Origin of the sequence: Pseudomonas sp. ADAK2 (genome assembly GCF_012935755.1) — a bacterium.
In the GTDB taxonomy this organism is placed as follows: domain Bacteria; phylum Pseudomonadota; class Gammaproteobacteria; order Pseudomonadales; family Pseudomonadaceae; genus Aquipseudomonas.
In genome coordinates this window covers 764,144-788,604 of sequence record NZ_CP052862.1, presented here as the reverse complement: position 1 = coordinate 788,604, position 24,461 = coordinate 764,144, and the positions used below count along the sequence as shown (strand labels likewise).

Here is a 24,461-nt window from a genome sequence, read left to right as displayed (position 1 = left end):
CGATGACAACGAAGACTTCGTTGTCGGAACACCCCGGAATGCGTGCCGTCCCACCATCGCCTATGCCTGGACGCCTTTCGCTGCTGATGGGACCCGGACTGTTGATTGCAGTGGGTTACATGGATCCTGGCAACTGGGCCACCGGTATCGCTGCTGGCGCTCAGTTCGGTTACAGCCTGCTATTCATGGTGGTGCTGTCGAGTCTAGCGGCCATGCTTTTGCAAACACTCGCCTTGCGTCTGGGCGTCGTCACAGGTCAGGATCTTGCCCAGACCTGTCGTCTTCGCTACGGCCGACCAGCCACACTCGCGCACTGGGCAATGGCGGAGATTGCCATCATTGCCACCGATATTGCCGAGGTCCTGGGCGCGGCGTTGGCGTTCAAATTACTATTCAACTTGCCAATGGCCCTCGGCATCGTGCTGACGGCTGTCAGCACACTGGTCATCCTGGGCTTGAAGGGTGCCGCCAATGGCCGAGTGCAGAAGATCGTCCTGGCCCTGGTGGCGACCATTGTCCTGTGCTTCGCCATTGAGCTGGCATTGATCACGCTCGATGTAAACGCCCTGTTCCAGGGGTTCATTCCGTCATTGGACACGCTGGCTCAGCCAGGGGCACTGTTCATCGCGGTGGGTATCATCGGCGCCACCGTCATGCCCCACAATCTGTACCTGCATTCATCACTGGCCCGGTCCAATAGCGTCACGCATGACGGAGAGCAGGTAAAACGGTCCCTGCGCCGGGGTTCCAACGATACGATCCGCGCGCTTTCAATTGCGGCCGCCGTGCAAGTTGCCATTTTGTTGGTGGCCGCCGCCGTCTTTCACGACAGCGGGCACACTGATATTGGCGGTATCGAGCAGGCCCATCAATTGCTGGCCCCCCTGACAGGTGTGGCCATCTCTGCCGTGCTGTTCGCCCTGGCACTGCTCGCCTCGGGCCAAAGCTCGACGTTGACCGGCACCCTCGCCGGTCAGGTCGTGCTCGAAGGGTTCTTAAAGCTCAAAGTTTCATTGTGGAAACAGCGCGTCGTCACCCGCCTGCTGGCCATGGTGCCAGCGCTGTGCGGGATTCTCTGGCTGGGCGACGCCGCGGTGGGTGATCTGTTGGTGTTTTCTCAGGTGGTGTTGTCAGTGCAACTGCCGTTTGCGGTGTATCCGTTGATTCGTTTCACCAGCGATAAAACGCTGATGGGTGATTTTGCTATCTCACGCCCGGTCGCCGTCATGGCCTGGTGTATTTTCCTGCTGATCAGCGCCGCCAATCTCTGGTTGGTTACATCAGTCATTCTTTGAATGCCTTCCTCCCATACAGGTTAAAAACATGAGTGAAGTCCGTATCTTGATTAGCATTGCACGTCCAGCCGAACAGGTCTGGTCGCTACTCGGCGGGTTTGATTGGCTACCTCGCTGGCTCGATGTCATCGCCAGCAGCACCCTCAGTGATGGCGGACGTTTGCGTCACCTCAAAACTGCCGACGGTGCGATCATTGTCGAGCGTTTGCTCACGTTCGATGAAGACGAAAAGCACTACAGCTATGCCCTGCTTGAGGGGCCTTCGCCAGTCACTGACTATGTAGGCACGATGTCAGCGAAGGACGATGGCAACGGGGGGACACTGGCGTCCTGGTCCAGCACCTTTCTCGTCCAGGGCGCAGATGAGGCCGGGGTCATCGGGCATTTCGAGGCACTCTACCGCGCAGGGCTGGAGCGCCTGAAGGCCGTCGTCGAATCCACGGACTGACGACGGCACGCGGTTCACCCCCTATTCATGAACGCTTGCAGACGCGGCACCATAAAGTCGAGGAACGTTCGGATACGCTGGGGCACATGCTGTCCACCCTGATACAGCACATTGACTTCCTCGCTGTCATGGCCTGTTTGCGCGAGTACCTCGACCAACCGGCCAGCGGCGAGATCCTCATCGATGTGAAAGTCCGCCAATCGGGCAATCCCCACCCCGGCGATGGCCATACGTCGAACGGTCTCGCCATTGTTGGCTTGCAGGTTGCCCTGGACGATTCGATCAACGATGCGGCCACTCTGATGCATGGGCCACACTGGACTAGAGCGCCGAAAGTTGAAGCTCAAACAATTATGCTCGGCGAGGTCTTCGAGGGTGTCGGGGACTCCGTACTTTTCCAGATACTCAGGTGAAGCCACCATCTTGCGCCGAGCAATACCGATACTCCTCGCACGTAGGGTCGAGTCAGTTAACACGCCAACACGGAATGCAACGTCTGTTCGATCCAGGTACATGTCAACGATATCATCACTCAAGGACAGGTTGATCTGGATGTTCGGGTGGGCTTCCCAGAAGGCCGGCAAATTGGGTTCGATCGCCATTGTGCCAAACGCAACCGAGGCATTGATGCGCACGGTTCCGCGTGCTTTCTGTGCGCCTTGGGCCAACACTCTTTCAACGTCGTCGAGTTCTGCCAGCAAAGCGTTACTGCGTTCATAGTAGATGCGTCCTTCATCGGTCAGCGACAGCTTACGTGTCGAACGCTCGAGCAGACGTACACCCAGACGCAGCTCTAGTCGAACAATCAATTTACTGACCGTCGAAGGTGTCATCAGCATCTGTCGCGCTGCTTGTGAAAAGCTGCCGGCGTCGACGACCCGTACAAATACCTGCATCTCGCCTGCTCTGTTATCCACGTCCGCCTCCCCACTCATTGATTAGTGAAAAAATATCACAAGCGCTACTTGGCGATACGTAGCAATAAGTGGAAAACGTTCATTTATCTTGTGAAACCAATTCCATATACAGTGGAAGCGAATGCACAACGCAGCCAAGCTCTGCAGGGTTGAGTAAACTGTGAAACGGCTTCACAAATCATGTTCGGCCGGATCGGGTTATCAGTTTGCTATGTCAGGCCTACCTTCTTGAGCAACATAAAGAAAGGACAGGTCCCCATGAGCTCATTATTTGATCCCATCCAAGTCGGCACTCTTACGTTGCGCAACCGTATCGCCATGGCGCCGATGACACGGGCGCGGTACCCGGATGGCGTCGCCAACGACCTCACTGCGCTTTATTACAGCCAGCGCGCCAGCGCCGGACTGATCATCACCGAAGGCACCCCCATTTCGCGCTCGGCCGAAGGCTTTTTGGCCATCCCCGGCATCTACACCACGCCACAGATCGACGGCTGGCGCAAAGTAACCCAGGCAGTGCACGCTACCGGCGGCGTTATCTACACGCAGCTATGGCATGTCGGGCGCGTTTCCCATGTCAGTATTCAGCCAGGCTGTATTGACCCGGTCAGCTCGACCTCGCGGATTGCCCGTAACTCCCAGGCCTGGGGTTTGACCGAGCGTGGCGAGCCCGGTCCGGTCGACGTCTCCCAACCCCGCGCCCTCACCACGCCGGAAGTCAAAGCGGTGATTCGTGACTTTGCCCAGGCAGCCGCGAATGCTATTGACGCCGGTTTCGATGGCATTGAACTGCACGGCGCCAACGGCTACCTGATCGAACAATTCCTCAACCCGTTGGTCAATGACCGCACAGACGAATACCACAGCGATACCCTCGAAAACCGTTCACGCTTCTTGCTGGAAGTGGTCGACAGCGTCATTGAACGTATCGGTGCGCAACGCACCGCCATTCGCCTGTCACCCTTTGGCGGCCTGTTTGACATGGGGCTTTACGAGGATGTCGAAGAAACCTATCTGTATGTCGCCGACCAACTCTCCCGACGCGGTCTGGCCTATGTTCATTTCATGGATCAGCTGTCGCGGGGCAGTTCGCCCATTCCTCGGGATTTCCTGCAAAAATTTCGCACCCACTACCATGGCACGCTAGTGCTCGCAGGAGGCATGACTAAGGAACGAGCGGAACAATTTCTTCGCGATGGGATGATCGACATCGCAGCATTTGGTGAACCTTTCATCGCGAACCCCGACCTGGTTGAACGACTACGCAACGACTGGCCATTGTTGAAACCGGACCGGGCATTGAGCTATGGAGGAGGCGCCCAGGGCTATACCGACTACCCGACCTATCCGATCGCTTGACGCTCGTTGAGTGGCGTGTGGGCTTGATCTGCCACCCCGCGAATCAGGAAGTCGATCAGCGCCCGGGACGCAGCCGATAGCTGGCGATGAGGCGGGAAAATCACCGAGAACGGTCGGGACCGTCCACCCGACTGTTCGAGCAGCGGCACCAGGCGTCCGCTTTGAATCCGCTCCCGAACAATAAAATCGTAGGTCTGACAAATCCCCATACCGTGCTCGGCCAAAGACACAGTGCCAAGTACGTCGTCGGACACTTGAACACTCGCCTCAGGTATCCACTCCCGATCAATACCCTGCTCACAGAACAGCCAGGGGCCGACCCGACCGCTGCTGGGCATCACAAATGGCAGGCAGGCATGCGCTGGCAGTTCGTCGACGCTGTGCGGCGTACCTGCACGCCGGAGATAATCCGGCGCGGCGACCACGCACAAACGCGCATCCTCAAGTTTGCGTCCAATCAGGCCACTGTCAGGTAATGGCCCAAGGCGAATGGCCAGGTCATACCCTTCGGCCACCAGATCCACATTTCGATTGCTGATGCTCAACTCGATGCGCACCTGCGAGTACTGCCGAGTAAAGCGGCAGAGCAATACCGGCAGCCGGTAGTGGCCGTAAGTCGTCGGCACACTAAGCCGTACACGGCCAGTCAACGCGCCTTCCTGCCCCTGGATCGTCCGCTCTGCATCATCGATCAGCGAGAACGCCGCGCGGGACTGTTCGAGGTAAAGCAGTCCCGCCTCGGTCAGGCTCAGGCGTCGAGTCGTGCGCCGTAACAACTGAACACCCAGGCGTGTTTCCAGACGTGAGATCGCACGGCTGACCACTGACGGGGTAGTTGCCAGAAGAACGGCCCCTGCGCTTAGGGAGCCCTTCTCCACCACAGTGATGAAGACTTCTACGTCTGCGAGATAATCGAATCGCCGGCTCACCTTTACCTCCAAAGAACAAGTGCTTTTCCCTTGCGCAAGTTTATCGCCCATGGAGGCATGAATATAGTCGTATCGGGATCAGACACCTGCTGATCGAATTCACTCTCTATTGCTCGGAAATCCCATGCGCCCTATCACTCGTCTCGCCCTTGCAATGACCATTTGCACCTCAGCCTTCAACGCACAGGCCAGTAACGTCCTAGTCGTGATGTCTGATTCAGACCACCTTGAGCTCAAGGACAAGAAAGTCTTTGCAACCGGCTTTTACCTGAACGAATTGATGCAACCGGTAAAACTGATGCTCGATGCCGGACACTCGGTGACCTTTGCGACGCCTACAGGCAAGGCGCCGACTTTGGACAAATCGTCCGCCGACAAGATGTATTTCAACGATGACGTTGCGGCACTGCAGGAGTACAAGGCGCTGCTGGAGCACCTCAAGATCACCTCGCCGGGTGAGTCACCGGTCATTAGCCTGTCGCGGGTCGAACAGATCGGCTACGGGCACTTCGATGCTGTCTATGTACCTGGTGGCCATGCACCTATGGAGGATCTGCTGCATAGCGCCGCATTGGGGAAGTTGCTGAACAACTTCCATAACAACGGCAAGACAACCGCCCTCGTTTGCCATGGCCCGATTGCGCTACTGTCGACTCTGTCCGACCCAACAGCCTTCACTCGGAAACTCGAAGTCGACGGCAAAGCCCCAACGCATGGCTGGACTTATGCAGGATACAAATTCACGGTCATCAGCAATCAGGAAGAGGAACTGGCCAAGGGCTTGTTGAATGGCGGTGCGATGAAGTTCTATCCGCAAACGGCACTGGAACAAGCCGGCGGCGTATACAGTAGCAACACTTCACCGTGGACCAGCCATATCGTCATCGATCGCGAACTGGTGACCGGTCAAAACCCTGGTTCAGCGCTGGATGTGGGTAAGGTGATACTCGATCGACTCAAGTCCCAGAGCCAAGCGAAAGGCTAATCGATTCAAACTAGTACATTGCCGCAGGGACTGTCTTCAGGCCGCCGCTTACGCAACGTATAGGCGTAGGCCTGAAGCTCCTCCACTTGGGAAATAGGGGAACAAATGAAGTGAACGAACCACGACTAGTCGGCCGGGCAGTCATTACCACAAATCACGCACAAACATAACGCCGCTCAATTAGCGGCATTTTTTTGAGTTTTGAACGGGAAGCGAGACTCGCAGCGATTGCCCCTTCCTCCTCCTGACAGGAAAACTTTCTAATCGTGCATTTTAATCAAGACTATTGTGCTGTCTGATGCATTTTTCTCCGGGATGGAGCCGCAGATACTGTCGGTATTCACCCATGGAGTCGCCCTGCATCATGCAAGGCGCAGGAGACCTGATGAACTCACATTTTCAACGTTTGCTCGGCCCCAACAACTTCTCTATCGGATTGGAATTACCGCTGGACAATGATTGGTCCACTGCCGGCCAACGCTTGCGCATGTCGGAAAGGTATGCAGCACTTCGACGCTCATCTCGCTACGCCAGAAAAAATACACTGGGTAATGTCCGTGAGGCATTGCCCCTTAACCGCAGTCCCGCTACAGCTAATCCCGCCTCGAGGCGAACGAAGCGACCACGCTCTCTATCTCGGCCAGTGCGCGTGAGCAATGTTCGTATAGCAACTGGCCATCCTCGGTCAAGGCAAAGCTGCGAGTAGTACGCTGAAACAGCCTGACGCCCAGGCGTTTCTCAAGCCTTGCCACGGCATTACTTACGGCGGCGCGGATCAAGTGAAGCTGTTCACCGGCTGCGGAAAAACTACCCGCTTCGGCGGCGATCATGAAGGTTGAAATACCAGCCAATTTGTCGCTCACCACCGCCCCTCTTTTTGTAAATCCAAGGAAACCTAATGCAGAAAATCATCCTTGGCGGATGCTCAGTGCAAAGGTGAAAACGTCGCGGGCAAGTAAACCGAAGACTGCATCTCTAGCAATTGCGGCGCGGAGTTTTCAGGCGGCCACACACCATCGCTCACGGCCCGGGTGCGCACCTGCAAGCGTTGTTCGAGACTCGAATACGGCCAGATATGCAGATAGCGCGGCAGCTTCCCACTCGTGGCGTAGAACGCCGCATACACAGATGAATAGCCGTCACCGGTGCGCGGCCCCACCGCCTTGCGCCAGCCAGCAAGCGTCGGAGCCAACCCCGAAGGCACCAGGTCGTATTCACGTAGCTCGTAGAACGGCCCATGAGCTCCTGGTGGTAAAGGTTCAAGGAACGGGAAAAGCCGATAGTCGTCAATCTGTTGACTCAACACGAACTCGCCGATGCCGAACGCGTCGCTGGCCAGCAGACAGCGCTCACGTTCCTGCTGGCGGATTTGGGTATCGGTAAATCCACGAAGGACTGCAATACGGTTCTGCTGGCCGATTTCGGACAGCCAACAGCCCATCAGGCTAACCCCCTCCGGCGCCTCCTCAAGGGCTTGTTGCAGACGAGGCAACGCTTGCGCCGACGTGCGCACACGCAGCGTGAAGGTGATCAGTTCGTACAGTTCCATGACGTCATCCCCGGCAGATCGATTGAGCGTGGATGTCTGCCAGCCAGTCGGGGCTTAGGTCCGCGATATCGGCGCAGCCCATCAGGCTGAGCGTACGGATGAACTCTTCGTGGAGCAGGTCCAACGCGCGACCGACACCCTGCTCTGCGGCCACGGTGACGCCATAGAGGGTGGCGCGACCCAGCAATACCGCATCAGCCCCAAGGGCCAAGGCTTTGGCGATGTCACTGCCACGCCGGATACCACTGTCGAGTAACAGTGCCATCTTGCCTTTAACCACAGACGCGATGAGCCGTAGCGCATCCAAACTCCCGAGCGCCCCCTCAAGCTGGCGACCGCCGTGGTTGCTCACCACCAATCCATCGAGCCCCAGCGTCATGGCTTTTTCGGCATCTGCCGGGTGCAGCACGCCCTTGAGTAGTAAGCGCCCGGACCACTGATCGCGCAGGCGAGCGAGCATGGACCAGTCCAGCAGCGTTTCCATCTGCTCTCCAATGAACTTCATCGAACCCAGGGCATTGCGCTCAGCGGGCGGCAGGTATGGTTCCAGGTTTCCCATAGACGGCAAGCCGTTCGGCCACATGACCTGACGTAGCCAGCGGGGATGGCGCAGCACATCGAGTTTGTTGCCCAGACTCAATTCGCGCGGACGAACGAAATTACGGCGGTCCCACTCACGATTTCCCAGCACCATCGCATCACTGGTCAACAGCAACGTGTCGACGCCAGCCTCATGTGCTCGAGACAGCAGACTGGCCTGTATTTCAGGGTCGCGCATGGCGTATAGCTGGAACCAGAGATTAACGTCCGGCACTTGCGCCTTGATCGCTTCCATCGAGACGTTGGATACGGTACTGAGGCAAAACGGCAACCCGCGTGCGGTCGCGGCCCGGGCCAGGTGAAGATCGGCATCGCGGTGCAGCATGCCGTTGTAGCCGGTCGGTCCGATCAGCATCGGTACGGCCAGTTCACGCCCCAGCAAGCGACGCTGGGTCACCGGTGGATGACACGGAACCAGCGTGCGCGAATGCAAATGTACTTCGCTAAATAACGCGCGGTTACGGGCCAGGGTCAACTCGTCCTCGGAGCCGCCAGACAAGTATTCCCAGGCAAAATGCGGCAACCGATGGCGAGCCAGCTCCGCAAGTTCGGCGATGCTGTGAACGCGATTCAGGTCCCGACCACGGTAGAAGCTACGCATACACACTCCTCGAAGAAAAAAACCCGGCGAGCAACCGGGAAAAGGGAACAGTGAAAATAAACGGGTCAGCGACTCAGTCCTGCCACGATGGCAGGGCTTTGAGCGGGTAAAGGCGCTCGAATAGTCAACAATGTCAGCGTGGTCAGCACCCCAAAGAGCACCAACATCATGGAGACCGGCCAAACGCCGTGGTAGCTTGAGTCGTACCAGCCATAGAACACTCCTGCACCGCAGTGTCGGCACGGTGATGGGTTATTTTCAGGCCGGTTCATTGTTGGGCAGTAAAGCAACAGAGCTCCTTAAGGGGAGCGAGTGAATATCACCCCCGGTCGGTCACCTCGACCAATAGGCTCCCGACCAAATGCGAGGTAGGCAAGAGAGCTTGTGATGACCGCTAGTTGCTAAATCATAACGCTCATGCACTCCATCAGGCGCAAAACTCCGTCGAGAGGGCAACGACCTCGAGAATGTCTACTGGCCAGTTGAATGGCGCTCCCGGTGTAGTCGGGCGCAGAGAGCGCTACCTTTGCGCTTCGATCTGCAGCAGTTTTCCAGTGCGAACACTGCCACCCACACTTATACATCTTCGCGTTGAATTACTGGAACAAACAGGTAATTTTCGAGGTTATCAAGTTCACCTAAACCGGAACAGCAACACGAAGGGATGGACATCAATTCAGGGTGATTGCTATGAGTTAGCTTAGACCGTAGACGTGCGCGGCTGTCTAAACGTAAATATAACGCCTTTGTCTAACATGATGCCACGCGTGACACCGGAGCACGAAAAGAGTTTCTCGCGGCACATTAGGAATGCCGACATCGTCTGCAACGACATAGTCCATTATCATGCTTCCGTTCCCCCTACACTTACATCTAGCAAGGCTTTGGTTGAGCAAGAAATCCGCTTTTACAAAGTAATGATTTTTTAATTGTCCTGAATCGACGTGACGGGTCTGTAACGAAAAATTTGGGTGGATCAAATCAAATTGACGATTGGCTCGGATGAGTATCGCAGCCTCAAAAGAGTCGCTTGACTCCGCGTCGTATATTTCAATTCCGGCCCAGATATCAAAAAAAGCAAGCCAAATTTCGAGGAGGTAGCCTGGTAAGTCACGTACCCTTGGCTCAGGGCAAGACCGTCTATGCTCGGCATAGGGGTCTAACCTCGGATTTCTCAGATCTCGCATGGTGTAAATGTTAAAAACCCTCACCAGCCAGCAATAGTATGCGAGTGAGCAGCTACACCGTCGGTCACTGAGGAGTGCGTTGCATTGATTAAGCGTTAGACTTCTAACGATGGAAATGCAGGACCGATGCCGTCTGAGGAAGTGTCTACATATATGACGGCGGACGGATTTTATGCCAGAAATCAGAGATGATCTGTACTCTAGCTCTCCATCATCAGGGATTTTATGAGGGAGGTCTAACGCCGCTCGCGCGGCCTCGTAGTTGACTTCTGGAATTGATATAGGGGCGAGTCCAACCCGGGATTCGAGATATCGCCAGAACACAAATCGGAGCTTTACGTCCCAATGCTTCAAAGGAACTGAGACCACTCGCGCAAACTCGCCTGGCATTACCATAGCTGCCCGGGATAACCACTCCACAACGGACCGAGCCCATACTGTGTATTGATCAATTTCGATATCTGACAATAATGATATTGGGTACTTCTGCTTCCTGAATGGAGCCAAGTGATTGCATCGACCGCCTCTTTCTGCATTCCTAATTTTGATCAGACTATTATCTCTCAAGAACGAGGTGCAATTTTTGCACTCCACTAGCGGAGCGTCATGTATAGGGCAATGCGTGACCCATGAAAGTTGAAACAAAGCACTATGAAAAAGATGCTGGATACACACCCGGCAATGACGTACGGTGGCTGGCCCAATAGGACGGTTAGATCCCATTAGAATGTCTATAAACGAATTCTCAACCGCTGGCAATGGAATAGATAGCGTATGTGAAATTTTTGACACATTGAACTGATGGCTTTCCAGCCAGTAAATTTTGGAGCCGTTCCTGGGCGCATCAGTCTTTAACACTAAGTTCATCAGATCATTTAGCGAAATATCGTTGACCAACAACGCTTTAAGCATAACTAACCATGATGACTCATAGGGTGCCATTTTTTTATGAAATGTAAGGACCGCTGGCATGTTGCTCCTCACTTAAATATACTTGAAAACTCGGCCATGTTTGACTGAGCAATTGCACTAGCGATGACTTCACTGGAGAGTTCAAAGCCAAGAGTATCATTCACCCGAGAGCTGATCAGAAGATACTCGATTGTAATAAACAAATGCTCGATGGGGATAGGAACCGATACGCCCCCTACTGCCTGCTTAGCTATTTTAAATATCAGCGGTGCGTAGGCACTTAGCCTGAAACCATCTGCGAAAGCGTTTGGTAAAAAAAAACGGGTATAAGAGCAATCTGAGTTTGGTGGGTAAATGAGGTTGCTGTCAAAATTTTCCAGTAGGGCTGTTAACCATTTTTCGTCGGTACAGCCTTCAAAAGCAATGCGTTGGCTCAGAAACCGGGCTAAAATGGCGTCTTCCTTTGCCAGACGAAAGCTACTGTGTCGGCTGTTTATGTCCGACTGTGCAAACCCAATCGTTGTAGTTGCAATGCCACTGATTTTGAGATCGTTTTGGATGACCTGTAAATGCTTGTAATCATCAAGGTCCAAGGCCTGCATCTCGTCGAGAATTAGCAGGAAATGACTGCCCAGCAAGGATGAAAGCTCGCATGCGATATGCGTGGTCAATCGCCCCCTGAGTTTAGCGAGGTTTTCTCGACTTTTCTGCATGAGACTCAGGGATTTGGCCATACTTTCTACTATCGACTCAGTTTCCGAGACGTCACACGAAACTAGGACGACGAATTTATCCGGAAACTCTTGGTTAGCAAGGTGCTTAATTGCAAGTGCGCACTGCGATTTTCCCATTCTCGGGGTTGAATAGAAGTAAAGGCTCGGGCGTCCTAGCCATATCTGCTCGCGTATCATGCCGTACGCGCGTTCAATCGTTTGTGTTAACGTCGTAAATGACTTTTTTCTAATGGGGTGCGAATTCAACAAATTGTCGCGTTGAGGTAGGTCAGACGGATCGAAAACGTTCATGAGATCATCCTATTGAAAACCTTTCATCAGACCCTTTAGGTCTGGAATAGTCGTAGGCATAACGGACTTAACAACCGAACTTGTTGACAAATCTGGAACTACCAGACCGCTGGAGTCCATACCTTCGCACTTGTTATCAGTGTCCTCCGCGCCCATGGATGGCAACTCACCCAAATATTCCGATAATAAATCTGGTCGTTCAACGGAAACCTCTTGATTTACCCTACCTATTTCAGTGGCAACAGATCTCGAACTCACCGAGCTAAGATGTTTAGAAGCCACCCCTTTCGCACGTAAAACTTGGGTATGTAAATATTTTAAATAGTACTCAACCGGGTCGTCGGACTCTGTAATCGTAAGAACTCGTAGTGAGCGGAGTTGATTAATGGCTACTCTTGTTTTTCGGCTATGCTTTGTCCGTGACCATTTGCCTGAGGCCGTAAGCACACCAATGGGTGCCCCGTCTGGAAAATACGCCTTGACCGTTCTGTAGTCTTGCTCGTCAATTTCTACAGAAATAGCCGCATCTTTCAACCATGGCGATTTTTTGAGAATCGCGTTGCTGTAGCGCACTCTGTCAAGCTGGACGTATGGCCGAATGCCACGCTTCGGATAACACTTTACTTTCACTTTCCGAACGGTGCGATAGTTTAATGTTCCGTTTACCTGACTTCTTAAAAGTCGTCTCGGAATAAAGTGTTGATCTGAAAGATTTAACTTCTGCCGGATAAACTCTAGCGGAGTCAAATATCCTATACCCTCACTTTGCAAAGCGTTATGCTGCGCAAAGTGATGATAAGCCAGCTCCTCTACCACCTCGGCTTCAATCTGGTACTTCCTAGCAATTTCTGCGCTTCTTCCTGCACGGCCCACCATCGGGTTTGAACCGGTAGTGTTTGGCATGCGCTGAAAAATTCCTTCAGCAATATTTTTAAAGGTGTGCTCGACATTGGGCCTACACTCAAAGTGCCCCGGCGGTCCGTAGTTCAGGTAAAATCCCAATCGGCGTCTTAAATCCATTGAAACAGGCGCAGCCAGATTTGAAAGCGCATTGTCAGGCATCAAGATTCCAGGTAGCGCATGCTGCAGCTCGGGAATCTTTTCACTAGGAAAACCCGCGTCGCCCTTTATTTGCATTCCTAGTAAATCTTTAACAGGGACTGGCAGCGTGTCTCTAAGACTCTCGGTGATCAGTCGAACGACATCTGTCGCGCTTACCTCACTGCTGTAGACAACCAAAAACCACACAACCGCTGTCGAAGCCCTATCTACCAAAGCTAGAATATTGATCCTCTTCAAGTTGATATCGCTCATGAGACCATCGGCGTTCCTAACCCCAATCGAAAACTCAGCATCAACTTTGTGACTGTCCACCTCCCACGCTTCGTATACCTGGTTAACCCGAATGGTTGGTTCCGTTCCATTGCCAACTGACAGATGCGCTTTCGCTCCCTGCTCATGATAAATTTCAACTTGCTTGTCAAAATTTAGATCTAAAATTTGCTTCATGAATTCCGAAATCGTTCGCCCACCTTGATACTTCGTATTGAACGGCCACTCCGTGCTCGGGTGACCGACAATTTTAAGCTCATCAAGGAATATTCGATGTAATGTTTGAGGCTTCAGCCTGAACTCCAGCAGGTCCGGATTCTTTCCAAGCTTCAAGATCTTCCTTGCCAGATCGGTCTGCAGGTCAGGGTATCTTCTTAGAATGCCCCCCATCACTCCTGCATACCCTCCCTTTTGCTCAGGAAGTTTCGGTCTGACCGGAGCTTCTCGCTGATACTCTTTAATACGGTAGTGGGGTATTAATGCCCTCGCCCCCCAGACCAAGCCATCTTCCGCGATTGATACACAACGATTCATCAAGCGATGCAGATCGCTGGTCTTGATTTTTGTTTTCAACAAAATTTCCGCTTGCGGAGCGCCGTTAATATACAAGTCAATTGCTGATATCCGCCGCTGGAAGACGTCTCTGTCTGCGGAGCTCATATCTCCCACGAAAACCTCATCCCAAGGCATCGTTACCCTGACTGAATGTTCAATTTGACTCCGATGGCGTCTGATTTTCATTGGCCAGACCTCAACGACCATCGAGTGCACTTCCCAAAGCACGCGTCGTTGAACTCTATGTTTAGAGTTCCTGTAACCGCCTCCCTGGCAAACACGCCCAACACAATCATCGGGTCCTGATGATCAAGATCATCCAATAATGCACCTACCGTCCCCGCAACGCGACTTCGAATGTGCAGATTGACCATATCTGTTTGGGCAGCAAAGACTTCATTTCTAATCTGATTCAAAAAAGTGAGGAGCTGAAACCAACACATAGCCATAGGGACAAGCATACGCACATCTTTCGCGCTTATTACCTGGACTGTTTCGAGCTCAATATTCTTTTGTTCGTATAAGATTAATGCTTCGACTGGCCCGGAAGGGCAAGAGTTGGTCGCGAGTTGGTGCAGCTCGAGCGAATTGTCGGTTTTCTCTACCAAGATAAAATCACGGCGACGAAACTGTTCCTCCCAAGGGTATTTTGCCTTAAGCTCACACCCGAACTTGAACGACCTCACGAAAGGATTTGCCTCCAGAGCAGCCACCCAGTACAAGCATTCATTGTTACTGGCAAGAGTGATGTCTTTGGTAACTTTATGACTATAGTTTATCCAGATGTTATTTCTCGTATTTTTACGGGCCCCATGGGAAGCCATCAAGTGACCGCGTAGTTTAGACTTCAACGAACTCATATGTGCACCCTAATATGATGGACTAGTCCACTTTTGACCGGCACCTCAACAAAGCTGCTTGGCAGTTCAGCCTTGGCGGTGGAGTTAGCCATCTTGTTCTTTAGTCAATTGCTCGCCGTTAAGCGCACAACCTGGCCGCTGCTTCTAGGCAAACACTGCCATCGGGGCAGTGGCCCCTTAGGTGCAATGCCATGGAGAGCTTAAATGACCAATTTTTTTTTAGGGAACACGTGAAACCAGCTGGCTTGACAGCTACGCGTTAGAAATGCAATATGAGGGCGTCAGGCGTACTAATTCTTGACGACTCAATAGAAACCCAGGGCACCACCCCTGGGCTTTTTGCGTTTCTGTCCCAGATCACTTTTCTGGCTCTTAACCAGTATCCATAACAGCAACTCCTGCTTACGGCGGTTTACTAGTCGAAGTTAAGCTTTTGCTACACCCAGTCGCTGGCTCGCGATCCATTGAGCGACATCATGGGCGAGCGCAAACCTACCACGCCTATTGCTGACTTCGAAGACAGGAATGTCTACTGTGCCGCGAATCAGCGCCTGTCTAAATGCGTTGGGACTTGGGTACCCCAGTTCCCTCCAAAGGTCCTTGCTCCCGAGCATCAAGCCATAACGCTCACACAGACGATGCTCAAGTTCGGAAGCCAGGCGCTCGTAGTCTTGTTGTAGGGTCATGGCATGCACTGTGTTGTTTAGTCACACAAATCTTAAACATTAGACGAAGACTTTCACAGAGGGCAACTTCCGACTATTATTACTCTATGTTCTGCTTAAAAATCTTAGCAACTTATTGATTTTGTTGGGATTATTATTTTGCGTTTGCTTGCGCAAGCCTTATGCGCGGTATATGCCAATGACTGAAATTGTTACTCTGGAACCCCTCCGAAGCCTGTGCATCCGGTATTGGTATTCCAAGCTGCGTGCCCGTGCAGGCCTAACGTCCGACTACAGTATGGAAAAGGCATTTGAGCCGGATGCTTTTTCCTACTCCACTGGGGGAGCAGTCGAGTATCGCAAGAATAAATGGTCAAACTATCGCAAGGGTATACATCGTCCACAGCTTAAGCTGCTTAAAATGGTCGAAAAAATAGCTCACGGTTCAACACGGGAACTTAACCACCCTCTTTGGTTGGTTCTTGATCTGACTAATGTCAAGATATTCGACGATGACAGCTTCCTGCGATTGCTGGTACCCGAGGTCCAGCGGCTAGTGCTTCCAAGAAATAACGACTCGGCGGCCCCATTTGAACGTCTGAAGATTTCCTCTAGAAGTCTTGAAAAATTAAGTAGAAATGCCGACTCAGATGTATTGGCTTGTCTTACCTGGCTGCTTAGAGAGTCTTGTGGCGAATCAGTTTCTGAGCCAACCCCGCTCTTCTTAGCACTACATAAAGCCCTTATCCTGTTGGCCGCGCATTTCGAGGAGTTGAACCTCGCAGAAGCCTTATTACAAAGATACATTGAAGAGATATTACCGTTAGGGTTACCCTCGCATCTCAAGTTAGATATGACCCCAGACGACTATTTGATACCATCACTAATACTTAACACGAGCGCGGAGAAGACACTTATTTCGCGAAATGATACTGCTTCAGCTTCATGTCAAATGGCGCTGATGAATGAGATGCTAAGCGGTAAATATGGTCTCGACTTGGCTTTTGCGGCGCAGCCAAAATACTCATTTATTGCCACTAATGACAATGAAGCGCTCGATCGTTGTATCCATCAAAATAACCTGCGAAATAGCGCTATAAGCTATTTAATTGAGGGCCCGCGCGATGCCCCATGGAAGCCGAGCTTTTTGAAAAGCTAGAGATACTCGAACGTAAGCAATGGTTTTTCCACATTTGGAGCCCCCTAATCAAGAAGCCATGTCTGAGCATCTGGATGCAGTGGAGTTAATTTTGAATGCCGCTCCGTTCTCGTGCGTTACGCATTATCTATTTTTTACTTATTCATATCCCGCTATCCTTTTTTTGCTGGCAAAAATCGGAGACTAAAAAAGTTACAAATCCTAGGGTAAATGTCATCAACCTAGCATAACCAACTGAAATATCTGGGGTTACTAGAAGATGCCGCTATGCTGATCGTTACTTCGGCGTACTCACTCGATACTGCTAACGATCTATATCTACGGCTATCTCACCGAATCAAGGCCGGCGCAGCAAGCTTCGCCTACGGGGCATCGAAGGACCTTATAGATCTCAGAAATGACCTGCATCGTTGCGTCTTCGATCGTTCCTTCATTACGGCATAGAACCCAGCCATTATCTGCAACCGCTCGCTCGAACGCTTCAGTACAAGCCACATGTTCTTCCAGCTTATGCATCACGGTACTGCTCAGCCCACGGCCTCGTGCCGCGGCCCTCGCCCATGAAATTTCAGGGGCGGTGACAACCCCGACATGCAGGTCTGGCACTTGCACGTTTCGATCGATATTCAACTGCAGAATCTCTGAAAACGGGACTATCCGGCGAAACGCGGCATCAGACGGGTACCAGCGATCGATCAAGATGATGCTGTCCGGTGGCTGTTTAGTGAGCACGTGCTGGGAAATCCAATGACGGCTATCAGCAAAGCGCTCACAAACCTCCAACTCCAAATCCCGGGAAGGATTTCTGACGAGTTTGTTAACGAGGGCCATTGTTTCACCCCTGTAGGGATCGCTTTTACTCTCGCAAAGCCGGATCACCTTTTTGTTGTCTGCCCTCAGTACTTTCGTAACGGCTTCCAGAAGTGTGGTTTTGCCGGTTCCTTTGGGCCCATCTAGAGAAACAAACAGCGGACGATTCCTTCTTCACATAACGATTGATATACGGCTTTTTTTGCCCGGTTCGTTCGCTGGAACCGCTTGGCGCGACCAGGCGAATCGAGTGGAGAGCCCTTTTTGAACAGACATTGATCAACACTCTAACCGAGTTTCTGGCTGACGGGTCTCAAAACCTAAATGCCCAGAAACCCGGGCTTTGCAGTATTCAGACCGTCTCTGGCTTGTCATTCGTTGGCGGCGGCAATAACCAATGTCGTTCGCTGGTCCATCCGAGAAAAACCTGAGCCCCTTCGCTTTTCTGCCGGCTCAGGGTTAACGGCAGCCCGGAAGCTGCTACACGCAACCCGATCATGGCCGGTAGAAATCGCGCCCGGAATGCAGCAGGTTGAGCGGCAAAATGAGCTTCGATGCGGTTGATAGCGCTGCCTCTCTCGGCGTCATCCAGCATCGACAAATAAAACACCATCTGCCGCCAGGCATAGGCCGTATTTTTGAGCATCACCAAGCGCGAGTGGTAGAACTTGATTTTGAGTTGCTGTCGCCTGCAGATCCATTGGAAACACTCCAGAGCAAGTGTCCCCAGGCGATGATGCAGTAGCGTCTTCAGACCGAGTTCACCAAACAGAAGCGCGAGGTTTTGCGTCGTCAGAATCTGTTGTTGCTCGATGATCCTTCCGTTAGTTGCTGAATGCCATTCACCCAAGGGCACATTAGCCCGCTGCGCACACAGGGTGGCCAATGCATCACTGGTACCCGAATGACGCCAGGAAACCTTCCGTCTCTTCGGTTTCGGTTTATCGGGAAGAGTCGCCAGTTGATTGGCGTCGATGTCGTAATAACGGGCGTAAAGGCTGCCGCCTATCAACGAGGCCGCTCGCCTGGCTGCTTCCACGAATTTGTTCGAGAAGGCCCCCATGAAAATGTCCGCCGCGACCTCTTCCACAAAAGGAAGATCCAGCTTCGCTGTGACAGCAAGCGAGCCAAACTCCTGAAGTAGCTTGTTCGCAAGGATTGCCTGAGGGAAAGCGGACAGGGTCGTTGCCGATGATTCGATCAAGGCTTGTCTGGCGCCCTCCGCAGCCGCAGCGTCTGCCACGCGGTCAACTTCTACGGCGGCCACCCAAGGCAACTCGCTGAGTTTGACTTGGCTTTGCAGATTGAGCAGCAGCAATGAACGGCGCCGCCGAAAAGCACGGTATGTTGCGATCGACAACGCACGTAGCGTTGTATCGCGAAATCCAGCGCTGCAGATTTCGGCCGTCAACGTTGGTAGCACTCGCGCCACGGTATCCCCGGAGGTAATCACTCCCTGCTCAATCAAGTCAGCGATGGTTCCCTTTCGACAGCGCTCGAGGCGTCGACGAACCGCTAGCGGAATGGCAACGCCTGTAATCAGCGCATATGCCTTCGCCTCGCCATGGGTAATGGGCTCCAGCAGGGGCGAAAAATCAGAGATACCTTCTGAGCTTGGATAATCGGTCAGACGCTCAGCAACCGCTTTGGCTATCAGATGATGTTCGGGTGCGGCCACATGATGGCGCTGCGTTGCCCGGCTCTGTAGATGACCTTCAGATTCAGGATGACCATGTTTGCTGACAAAATCGTTGACGATCCGCCGGATTCGTCCGACCTGACGGCCTGTGAGCGAAGCTGGGTCGCGGGAACAGAGCTTCAGCAGCGCGTGCAACTCCCCTACCCGATCCCTGAAAGGTTCACCGGTGAGATTGTCAGTGCCACAGGTGGTATCGAACCGGCTGCTTAGGGTATTCGCCTGCTCGAGCCAGCCTTCCGGATATTGCCGACAAGGCCAGTCATCCTGGTACGTTAAGAGGAAGAGCGAGATAGCTGCGTCGTAGAAAGGCAACCGGGTTGTAACCACGTGTTTGTGCAGCGCCAGACGCGGCTGCGCCGGAAGTTGTGAAAGCAGCTGTTTGATATCGCCGACATCGTAGATCTGCACGTGCGCCGCCGTGAGCGGCAGCCCGTCAGATTCCATTGGAAAGAAACGCAGTTGCTCAAAAAAAGGCGCAATCGACTCGATCAGTTCGCGCGCTGCCTCCGAGCGCTGCTGGCCCAACAGCCAGGCTACGGTCAGTAACGCGGCCTCCTCCGGGACATCGACCCGATAGTCGCTGTTCACCAGACGCGCTTGCAGCGATGCGATCCCCTCATCCGTAAGGTGCCAGGCATTGAGATCCAGTCGTTCAAAGCCAGGGCGGATGCCTGGGATCGAGGCGGCCAACTGCCGCTCGTGCTCGGTCAGTGCACCACCGGCCAGATGCTGTCCGGTAGCAAAACCGCCGGTGACAACTTCCAGCGTGACCCATTCAGGCACATCCACGAGCGGTGTGCGTGAGCCAAACTGGGCGGTGCCCCGCACCATGTGTTCGACCACCTGCTGCCAGCGCTCAATCCGCTTGAGCGTTTTTGCCTCAGTGTCGAGACCGGACGCGGTCAATGCACGAGACAACTGAAAGACTGCATAACCGGTGTTAATGCCGGCCATTTCATCCGATTCCCTATCGTGCCTGGACATGTGTCCTTCTGATCCTGCGATGTAGTGGGTCCGGGGGCTGGATTCGAACCAGCGCCCACCCGGTTAAGAGCCGAGTGTTCTACCGCTGAACTACCCCGGAGCAGAGGGCGCATTGTCGACTAGCAACAAAGGGATGTGAAGACCGACGGGAGAAAATTTGATTTTTGCACCCCGTCGCCCTCCTCTACGAGGATAACCTCAGTTCTGACGTTCTCTCCATCGGGCGCAAACGTCTGGGCCGCAACGTTTCTCGACGCTACGGCCGCCAGCCGGTGTGGCAAGTTTCGAGCGCTGACGTACACTGCGATACACCCAACAAGAACGAATGAATGTTCAACGGGATCAACCGGTCCACGGGCAATCCGGGCATCTGGGTGAAGCCAGCATGAAAACGTTCACATCCCGTTTCACCGCTCTACTCGCTGCCAGCCTGTGCGCAGCGGCAAGTACTTGCGTCGACGCCGCCGACCCGCCGCCACCCCTCAAGACCACCTTCGACTGCGCCACGGCCAGGACCACCCTCGAAAAACTGATCTGCCGCGATCCGCAATTGCTGCAGATGGACATGGAACTGACGCGCCTGTATCGCCTGGCGCTCACGGATGAACGTTCCGTCCCGCCGCCCGACAAAATCGTGATCGATCAGAAGTTCTGGGTTGTGACCCGTGATCAGTGCGCCTCCGATCCTGAGCCCAAGCCGTGCACGATCCGCAGTTATGCCGAGCGCGCGCATCAGCTGCGCCAAGGCTCGGCGATTGTGCGAACCAAGGATCCCGACCGACTCACCGAAGGCCCCCGGACGATTCGTTGCAGCGGGTTCAACACGCCCATCGCTGCGACCTTCTTTAACTCGCAGACGGCGGTCGTGTACCTGAAATGGGCCAGCACTTCGATCACGTTGAGCCAGGTGCCGAGTGATTCCGGCACCCGATACGCCGGCAAGGATCGCCAGGGCAATTACAGCTTCTGGCAAGACGGCAACACGGTCCTTTTCCAGAAGCCGGGCTCAGGGCAAATGAGTTGTACGGCCGAGCCTGAGGGTTGATTCAACCCAGGCAAACGTCGTCATCAAGCGCGAAAGCATCTCGCAGATAATCGATGAACGCCCTCACCCGTGCCGATTGCCGACGATCCGCAGGAAACACGGCATGGATCGGCAGCGACGACGGTGTGTACTCGTCCAGCAACGCCAACACGCGCCCGGCCTGCACGTCCTCGCGAAACAACCACGAGGGTGAAAGCGACAGTCCCAAGCCACTCAGGACCATCTGCCGAATCGCTTCGCTGTTGTTGCTGCGCACATTGCCCTGGACCTGGATGGTGCGCGATTGACCGCTGTGCTCGAAGCGCCAGTGGTCGGACTGTTCCAGTTGATTGAAGACCAGGCAGTTGTGGTCGCTCAGATCATCCGGTGTCGCCGGCACACCGTGCTGTTCAAGATAGCTGGGAGCGGCGAACACCCGGCGCCGCGTCAGGCCTATGGGCCGGGCGATCAGGCCGCTGTCCTTCAACTCGCCAATGCGCACGGCGACATCGATGCCCTCGCTGACCAGGTCGACGTTCTCGTCACTCAGTAGCAAATCAATCGTCACGTCAGGGTGTTGCTGGAGAAAACCGTGCAGCCGCGGCGCAATCTGAATGCGTCCGAAACTGCCGGAAGAGGCAATGCGCAATGGCCCGGCCACCCGCTCCTGGCCGGTCTGGAAACTGTGCTCGGCATGGTCTACCGCCGCCAGAATCTGCCGACAATGCTCGTAATAGCGCTGACCTTCATCCGTCAGGCTGAGGTTGCGTGTACTGCGGGCGAACAGCCGGCCACCCAGTCGGTTTTCCAGGGCGCCGATCTGTTTGCTGATGGTTGGCTGGCTGAGCCCGAGTTCCCGGGCTACGGCCGAGAAACTGCCCCGCTCCACCACCCGCAGGAAAATCGTCATCGCTTCTAACGTGTCCATCAGCACCTACTTGGCGATTATTTGGAATGAATACTATAGGTATTTACGCGCTTATCGGAATCGTCCGACTGCCTGAAACTGGACCCATCGCCCCTAAACAGTTCCACAGGAGTTCCCATGAGCCAGACCACCATGCGCGCCGCCGTCGCTTTGAAGGCCGGAGCCGCACTGCAACTGCAAGACCTGCCACGACCTGAAATCAAGGCAGGCCAGGTGTTGATCAAGATCATCGCCAGTGGCGTGAACCCGTTGGACACGAAGATCAGCAACGGCCAGGGCGGCCATGCGCGGCAACCGTTGCCTGCTGTCTTGGGCATGGACCTGGCCGGGATTGTTGAAGTGGTCGCTGCTGATGTCACAGCCTTCACCGTCGGCGACGAGGTCTTCGGCATGGCCGGTGGAATTGGCGGCCAGCAGGGTTCGCTGGCGGACTACATCGCCGTCGATGCCGATTTGCTGGCGCGTAAACCGCGGAACCTGAGCATGCGCGAAGCTGCCGCCCTCCCCTTGATTTTCATCACTGCGTGGGAAGGCTTGGTGGACCGGGCCAACGTCCGGGGCGGACAACGGGTGTTGGTGCAAGGTGGCGCCGGTGGTGTCGGGCATATCGCGGTGCAGATCGCCAAAGCCCACGGGGCTGAAGTGTTCGCCACCGGCAGTGGCAAAAGCCTGGCAATCATCGAGGGCTTCGGCGCCACGGCCATTGTTTACCGCAGTCAGGCGCCTGCCGATTACCTTGAGCAACACACCGGCGGCGAAGGTTTTGACATCGTGTATGACACCGTCGGCGGCGCGACACTGGACGCCTCGTTCAACCTGCTGAAGGTCTACACCGGCCACGTCGTCAGTTGCCTAGGCTGGGGTGAGCATACACTCGCGCCGCTGTCGTTGCGGGGTGCCACCTATTCCGGTGTCTTCACGTTGCTGCCGCTGATCACCGGCAAAGGCCGCCAGCACCACGGTGAAATCCTCGCGCAAGCCACGCGGATGGCTGAAGCCGGACAACTGCGGGTGCTGCTGGACGACCGAAGCTTTACCCTGGAAAACGTCAATGACGCTCACGCCATCGTTGCCGCGGGACAAGCAATCGGTAAAGTAGTGATCGACATCTGCCTGGATACCCATGAATGAGCGATAAACCGAAACTTCAATTGCTGTGCTGCGCCGTACTCGGCCTGTCCGCCCTCAACGCCCAGGCCAGCGCGCCACCCGAAACCTTGCAACCGCTGTTGGTGACGTTGAACGAACGCCTCAACATCGCTGATCTGGTCGCCCTGACCAAATGGGACAGCGGCAAGCCGATCCAGGACAGCCCCCGGGAAGCGCAGGTGATCGCCAACGCCAGGAAGCTGGCCGAAGAGCGAAAACTGGACCCGGAAGATGTTGGCCAGTTACTGGCGGCGCAAATGGAAGCCAACAAACTGGTGCAGTACGGTCTGCTGGCCCAATGGCAAGCGGCCGGCCAGGCGCCAGACACGCCGCGCCCGGACCTCGCCAAGCAAATCCGCCCACGCCTGGATGAACTGCAAAATCGACTGTTGCAGCAATATGCCGACTTCACGCCTTATCGAAAGGACCCACAGTGCACGGACTGGATTGCCAAGGCTCGCGCCAGTCTGGCGACGGATCAGCTGCATGAACTGGCGCTGATCCGCGCTACGGGGGAGTTGTGTACGGCTGATTTGCCTCGGTAAATCCTAGTTCAAAGAGCCCATCAAACCTTCGGTCAGCAACGACACCAGCGGCTGGACCAGATGCCGGGTGCGAACGTCGTCGCCAATCACGGCGACTTCGGTGCTGGGTAATGTCGGCAACTTCTCGGACGGTTCTACGATCCGCATGCCTTCCTGCAGGAACGAGGTCCCCAGCGCGGTAATCCCCAGTCCACCGGCGACGGCGGCCTGGACGCCCATCAAATTGCTCGCCAGGCAAGCTGAAACCCATTCCCGTCGCACCGACGCCAGGGCCTCGATCATGATGGCGCGGTACGCGCACGGCGGGCGCATCATCACCAGGCGTATGGGTTTGGAGGCTTCGATTTCGAAGTCCTTCGCGGCGATCCAGACCAAAGGCTCGCGCCAGATAATTCGACCGCGCTGTGCGGTGGCACTGGCTTTTTGCTTGGCAATGACCACGTCCAGCAACCCGGCTTCATGGTCGGCCAGCAGGTCGTGGCTTAGACCGGTGGTGAGTTCCAGTTTAATGTCCGGATAGACCTTGCAAAAACGCGATAACAACGTGGGCAGTTGCGTAGGCACGAGGTTTTCGGAGATCCCCAGGCGCAGGAGATTCACCGTGGCGGGCGCCTTGATCTCACGGATGAACGTCTCGAAATGCACCATCAATTTACGCGCCCCCACCAACAGTCGTTCGCCATCAGGTGTGAGTGTCAGCGCGCGGCTGGTGCGTTCGAACACACGAAAACCGAGCAGGTCTTCCAGGCGAATAATCTTCTGGCTGACCGCCGATTGCGACCGCGCAATCACGTCCGCGGCGGCGGTGAAACTGCCGGTCTCCGCCACTGCGATAAACGCCCGCAGCAGGTCGATTTCCAGGTCGCTGGCTTGCATGGTGAATTCGCTTTTCAACTGGATGCCATTAAATTTATGCGCTGGAGTTCTGGATAGCAAATGTCGAA

General features: G+C 54.4%; 20 protein-coding genes and 1 tRNA gene. 8 read left to right on the top strand and 13 right to left on the bottom strand.

Translation table 11 applies throughout. The features are described 5' to 3' along the window. The first annotated feature begins 2 nt into the window (after window positions 1-2). Both HKK52_RS03570 and HKK52_RS03565 read left to right on the top strand, forming a co-directional pair. Complete coding sequence (locus tag HKK52_RS03570; protein WP_169369526.1) at window positions 3-1,295, top strand: Nramp family divalent metal transporter; 1,293 nt, start codon at window positions 3-5, stop codon at window positions 1,293-1,295. Window positions 1,296-1,323: 28 nt separating this feature from the next. Beyond that, on the top strand, window positions 1,324-1,743 hold the full coding sequence (locus tag HKK52_RS03565; RefSeq protein WP_169369525.1) for an SRPBCC family protein: 420 nt from the start codon (window positions 1,324-1,326) through the stop codon (window positions 1,741-1,743). A 14-nt stretch (window positions 1,744-1,757) separates the two neighbouring features. On the opposite strand, the gene HKK52_RS03560 is transcribed toward HKK52_RS03565, so the two are convergent. Then, window positions 1,758-2,660 (bottom strand): LysR family transcriptional regulator, encoded by a 903-nt coding sequence (locus HKK52_RS03560; RefSeq protein ID WP_169369523.1) that lies wholly within the window; start codon window positions 2,658-2,660, stop codon window positions 1,758-1,760. Window positions 2,661-2,918: 258 nt separating this feature from the next. Here HKK52_RS03560 and HKK52_RS03555 point away from each other — a divergent pair, with 258 nt between their 5' ends. Then, entirely contained in the window at window positions 2,919-4,019 is a 1,101-nt protein-coding gene (locus tag HKK52_RS03555; RefSeq protein ID WP_169369522.1) for an alkene reductase, read from the top strand. On the opposite strand, the gene HKK52_RS03550 is transcribed toward HKK52_RS03555, so the two are convergent. After that, the gene (locus HKK52_RS03550; protein WP_169369520.1) at window positions 4,004-4,948 is read right to left on the bottom strand and encodes a LysR family transcriptional regulator; all 945 of its coding nucleotides are present in this window, start codon (window positions 4,946-4,948) and stop codon (window positions 4,004-4,006) included. The genes HKK52_RS03555 and HKK52_RS03550 overlap by 16 nt on opposite strands. A gap of 124 nt (window positions 4,949-5,072) precedes the next feature. Here HKK52_RS03550 and HKK52_RS03545 point away from each other — a divergent pair, with 124 nt between their 5' ends. Beyond that, window positions 5,073-5,933 (top strand): type 1 glutamine amidotransferase domain-containing protein, encoded by an 861-nt coding sequence (locus tag HKK52_RS03545; protein ID WP_169369518.1) that lies wholly within the window; start codon window positions 5,073-5,075, stop codon window positions 5,931-5,933. A gap of 593 nt (window positions 5,934-6,526) precedes the next feature. Here the strand turns inward: HKK52_RS03545 and HKK52_RS03535 are convergent. From HKK52_RS03535 to HKK52_RS03510, 6 genes are all read right to left on the bottom strand, one after another. Then, window positions 6,527-6,796 (bottom strand): LysR family transcriptional regulator, encoded by a 270-nt coding sequence (locus tag HKK52_RS03535; protein ID WP_202027631.1) that lies wholly within the window; start codon window positions 6,794-6,796, stop codon window positions 6,527-6,529. Window positions 6,797-6,858: 62 nt separating this feature from the next. After that, window positions 6,859-7,482, bottom strand: coding sequence for an NIPSNAP family protein (locus HKK52_RS03530; RefSeq protein ID WP_169369516.1), 624 nt, complete (start codon window positions 7,480-7,482; stop codon window positions 6,859-6,861). 4 nt (window positions 7,483-7,486) lie between these two features. Then, a complete protein-coding gene (locus HKK52_RS03525; RefSeq protein WP_169369514.1) occupies window positions 7,487-8,683 on the bottom strand; it encodes an alpha-hydroxy acid oxidase in 1,197 nt (398 codons plus the stop codon). A 2,167-nt stretch (window positions 8,684-10,850) separates the two neighbouring features. Then, window positions 10,851-11,807, bottom strand: coding sequence for an AAA family ATPase (locus HKK52_RS03520; RefSeq protein WP_169369512.1), 957 nt, complete (start codon window positions 11,805-11,807; stop codon window positions 10,851-10,853). A gap of 9 nt (window positions 11,808-11,816) precedes the next feature. Continuing rightward, window positions 11,817-13,880: a hypothetical protein gene (locus HKK52_RS03515; protein WP_169369510.1), complete on the bottom strand. Its 2,064-nt coding sequence runs from the start codon at window positions 13,878-13,880 to the stop codon at window positions 11,817-11,819. Beyond that, a complete protein-coding gene (locus HKK52_RS03510) occupies window positions 13,877-14,554 on the bottom strand; it encodes a hypothetical protein (protein WP_169369508.1) in 678 nt (225 codons plus the stop codon). Before HKK52_RS03510 ends, HKK52_RS03515 begins: the two co-directional genes overlap by 4 nt. A gap of 864 nt (window positions 14,555-15,418) precedes the next feature. On the opposite strand from HKK52_RS03510, the gene HKK52_RS03505 reads away from it, so the two are divergent. Then, entirely contained in the window at window positions 15,419-16,378 is a 960-nt protein-coding gene (locus HKK52_RS03505; RefSeq protein WP_169369506.1) for a hypothetical protein, read from the top strand. 324 nt (window positions 16,379-16,702) lie between these two features. Here HKK52_RS03505 and HKK52_RS03500 read toward each other — a convergent pair whose 3' ends face one another. The 3 genes from HKK52_RS03500 to HKK52_RS03490 all read right to left on the bottom strand — a co-directional run bounded on the left by HKK52_RS03500 (window position 16,703) and on the right by HKK52_RS03490 (window position 19,971). Continuing rightward, the gene (locus HKK52_RS03500) at window positions 16,703-17,347 is read right to left on the bottom strand and encodes a dTMP kinase (protein ID WP_169374169.1); all 645 of its coding nucleotides are present in this window, start codon (window positions 17,345-17,347) and stop codon (window positions 16,703-16,705) included. Window positions 17,348-17,540: 193 nt separating this feature from the next. Next, window positions 17,541-19,841, bottom strand: coding sequence for a hypothetical protein (locus HKK52_RS03495; protein ID WP_169369504.1), 2,301 nt, complete (start codon window positions 19,839-19,841; stop codon window positions 17,541-17,543). Between the two features lie 55 nt (window positions 19,842-19,896). Next, a tRNA-Lys gene (locus HKK52_RS03490) sits at window positions 19,897-19,971 on the bottom strand. A 285-nt stretch (window positions 19,972-20,256) separates the two neighbouring features. Here HKK52_RS03490 and HKK52_RS03485 point away from each other — a divergent pair. After that, on the top strand, window positions 20,257-20,916 hold the full coding sequence (locus HKK52_RS03485; RefSeq protein WP_169369502.1) for an MliC family protein: 660 nt from the start codon (window positions 20,257-20,259) through the stop codon (window positions 20,914-20,916). A 1-nt stretch (window position 20,917) separates the two neighbouring features. On the opposite strand, the gene HKK52_RS03480 is transcribed toward HKK52_RS03485, so the two are convergent. Then, on the bottom strand, window positions 20,918-21,823 hold the full coding sequence (locus HKK52_RS03480; RefSeq protein WP_169369500.1) for a LysR family transcriptional regulator: 906 nt from the start codon (window positions 21,821-21,823) through the stop codon (window positions 20,918-20,920). Window positions 21,824-21,940: 117 nt separating this feature from the next. Here HKK52_RS03480 and HKK52_RS03475 point away from each other — a divergent pair, with 117 nt between their 5' ends. Further along, window positions 21,941-22,954: a zinc-dependent alcohol dehydrogenase family protein gene (locus tag HKK52_RS03475; RefSeq protein WP_169369498.1), complete on the top strand. Its 1,014-nt coding sequence runs from the start codon at window positions 21,941-21,943 to the stop codon at window positions 22,952-22,954. Continuing rightward, a complete protein-coding gene (locus HKK52_RS03470) occupies window positions 22,951-23,517 on the top strand; it encodes a chorismate mutase (RefSeq protein ID WP_169369496.1) in 567 nt (188 codons plus the stop codon). The genes HKK52_RS03475 and HKK52_RS03470 overlap by 4 nt, the downstream gene beginning before the upstream one ends. Before the next feature lie 3 nt (window positions 23,518-23,520). On the opposite strand, the gene HKK52_RS03465 is transcribed toward HKK52_RS03470, so the two are convergent. Then, window positions 23,521-24,393 carry a LysR substrate-binding domain-containing protein gene (locus HKK52_RS03465; protein ID WP_169369494.1) on the bottom strand — a complete coding sequence of 291 codons (873 nt, stop codon included), beginning with the start codon at window positions 24,391-24,393 and terminating at the stop codon, window positions 23,521-23,523. Between the last annotated feature and the right edge of the window lie 68 nt (window positions 24,394-24,461).

Bases quoted from the DNA above. Each gene is read 5' to 3' on its own strand.
- HKK52_RS03485 (WP_169369502.1), top strand. From the start codon at position 20,257: ATGAAAACGTTCACATCCCGTTTCACCGCTCTACTCGCTGCCAGCCTG.
- HKK52_RS03555 (WP_169369522.1), top strand. From the start codon at position 2,919: ATGAGCTCATTATTTGATCCCATCCAAGTCGGCACTCTTACGTTGCGC.
- HKK52_RS03530 (WP_169369516.1), bottom strand. From the start codon at position 7,482: ATGGAACTGTACGAACTGATCACCTTCACGCTGCGTGTGCGCACGTCG.
- HKK52_RS03465 (WP_169369494.1), bottom strand. From the start codon at position 24,393: ATGCAAGCCAGCGACCTGGAAATCGACCTGCTGCGGGCGTTTATCGCA.
- HKK52_RS03515 (WP_169369510.1), bottom strand. From the start codon at position 13,880: ATGAAAATCAGACGCCATCGGAGTCAAATTGAACATTCAGTCAGGGTA.
- HKK52_RS03505 (WP_169369506.1), top strand. From the start codon at position 15,419: ATGACTGAAATTGTTACTCTGGAACCCCTCCGAAGCCTGTGCATCCGG.
- HKK52_RS03470 (WP_169369496.1), top strand. From the start codon at position 22,951: ATGAGCGATAAACCGAAACTTCAATTGCTGTGCTGCGCCGTACTCGGC.
- HKK52_RS03565 (WP_169369525.1), top strand. From the start codon at position 1,324: ATGAGTGAAGTCCGTATCTTGATTAGCATTGCACGTCCAGCCGAACAG.
- HKK52_RS03480 (WP_169369500.1), bottom strand. From the start codon at position 21,823: ATGGACACGTTAGAAGCGATGACGATTTTCCTGCGGGTGGTGGAGCGG.
- HKK52_RS03525 (WP_169369514.1), bottom strand. From the start codon at position 8,683: ATGCGTAGCTTCTACCGTGGTCGGGACCTGAATCGCGTTCACAGCATC.
- HKK52_RS03475 (WP_169369498.1), top strand. From the start codon at position 21,941: ATGAGCCAGACCACCATGCGCGCCGCCGTCGCTTTGAAGGCCGGAGCC.
- HKK52_RS03510 (WP_169369508.1), bottom strand. From the start codon at position 14,554: ATGAGTTCGTTGAAGTCTAAACTACGCGGTCACTTGATGGCTTCCCAT.
- HKK52_RS03520 (WP_169369512.1), bottom strand. From the start codon at position 11,807: ATGAACGTTTTCGATCCGTCTGACCTACCTCAACGCGACAATTTGTTG.
- HKK52_RS03545 (WP_169369518.1), top strand. From the start codon at position 5,073: ATGCGCCCTATCACTCGTCTCGCCCTTGCAATGACCATTTGCACCTCA.
- HKK52_RS03570 (WP_169369526.1), top strand. From the start codon at position 3: ATGACAACGAAGACTTCGTTGTCGGAACACCCCGGAATGCGTGCCGTC.
- HKK52_RS03495 (WP_169369504.1), bottom strand. From the start codon at position 19,841: ATGGCCGGCATTAACACCGGTTATGCAGTCTTTCAGTTGTCTCGTGCA.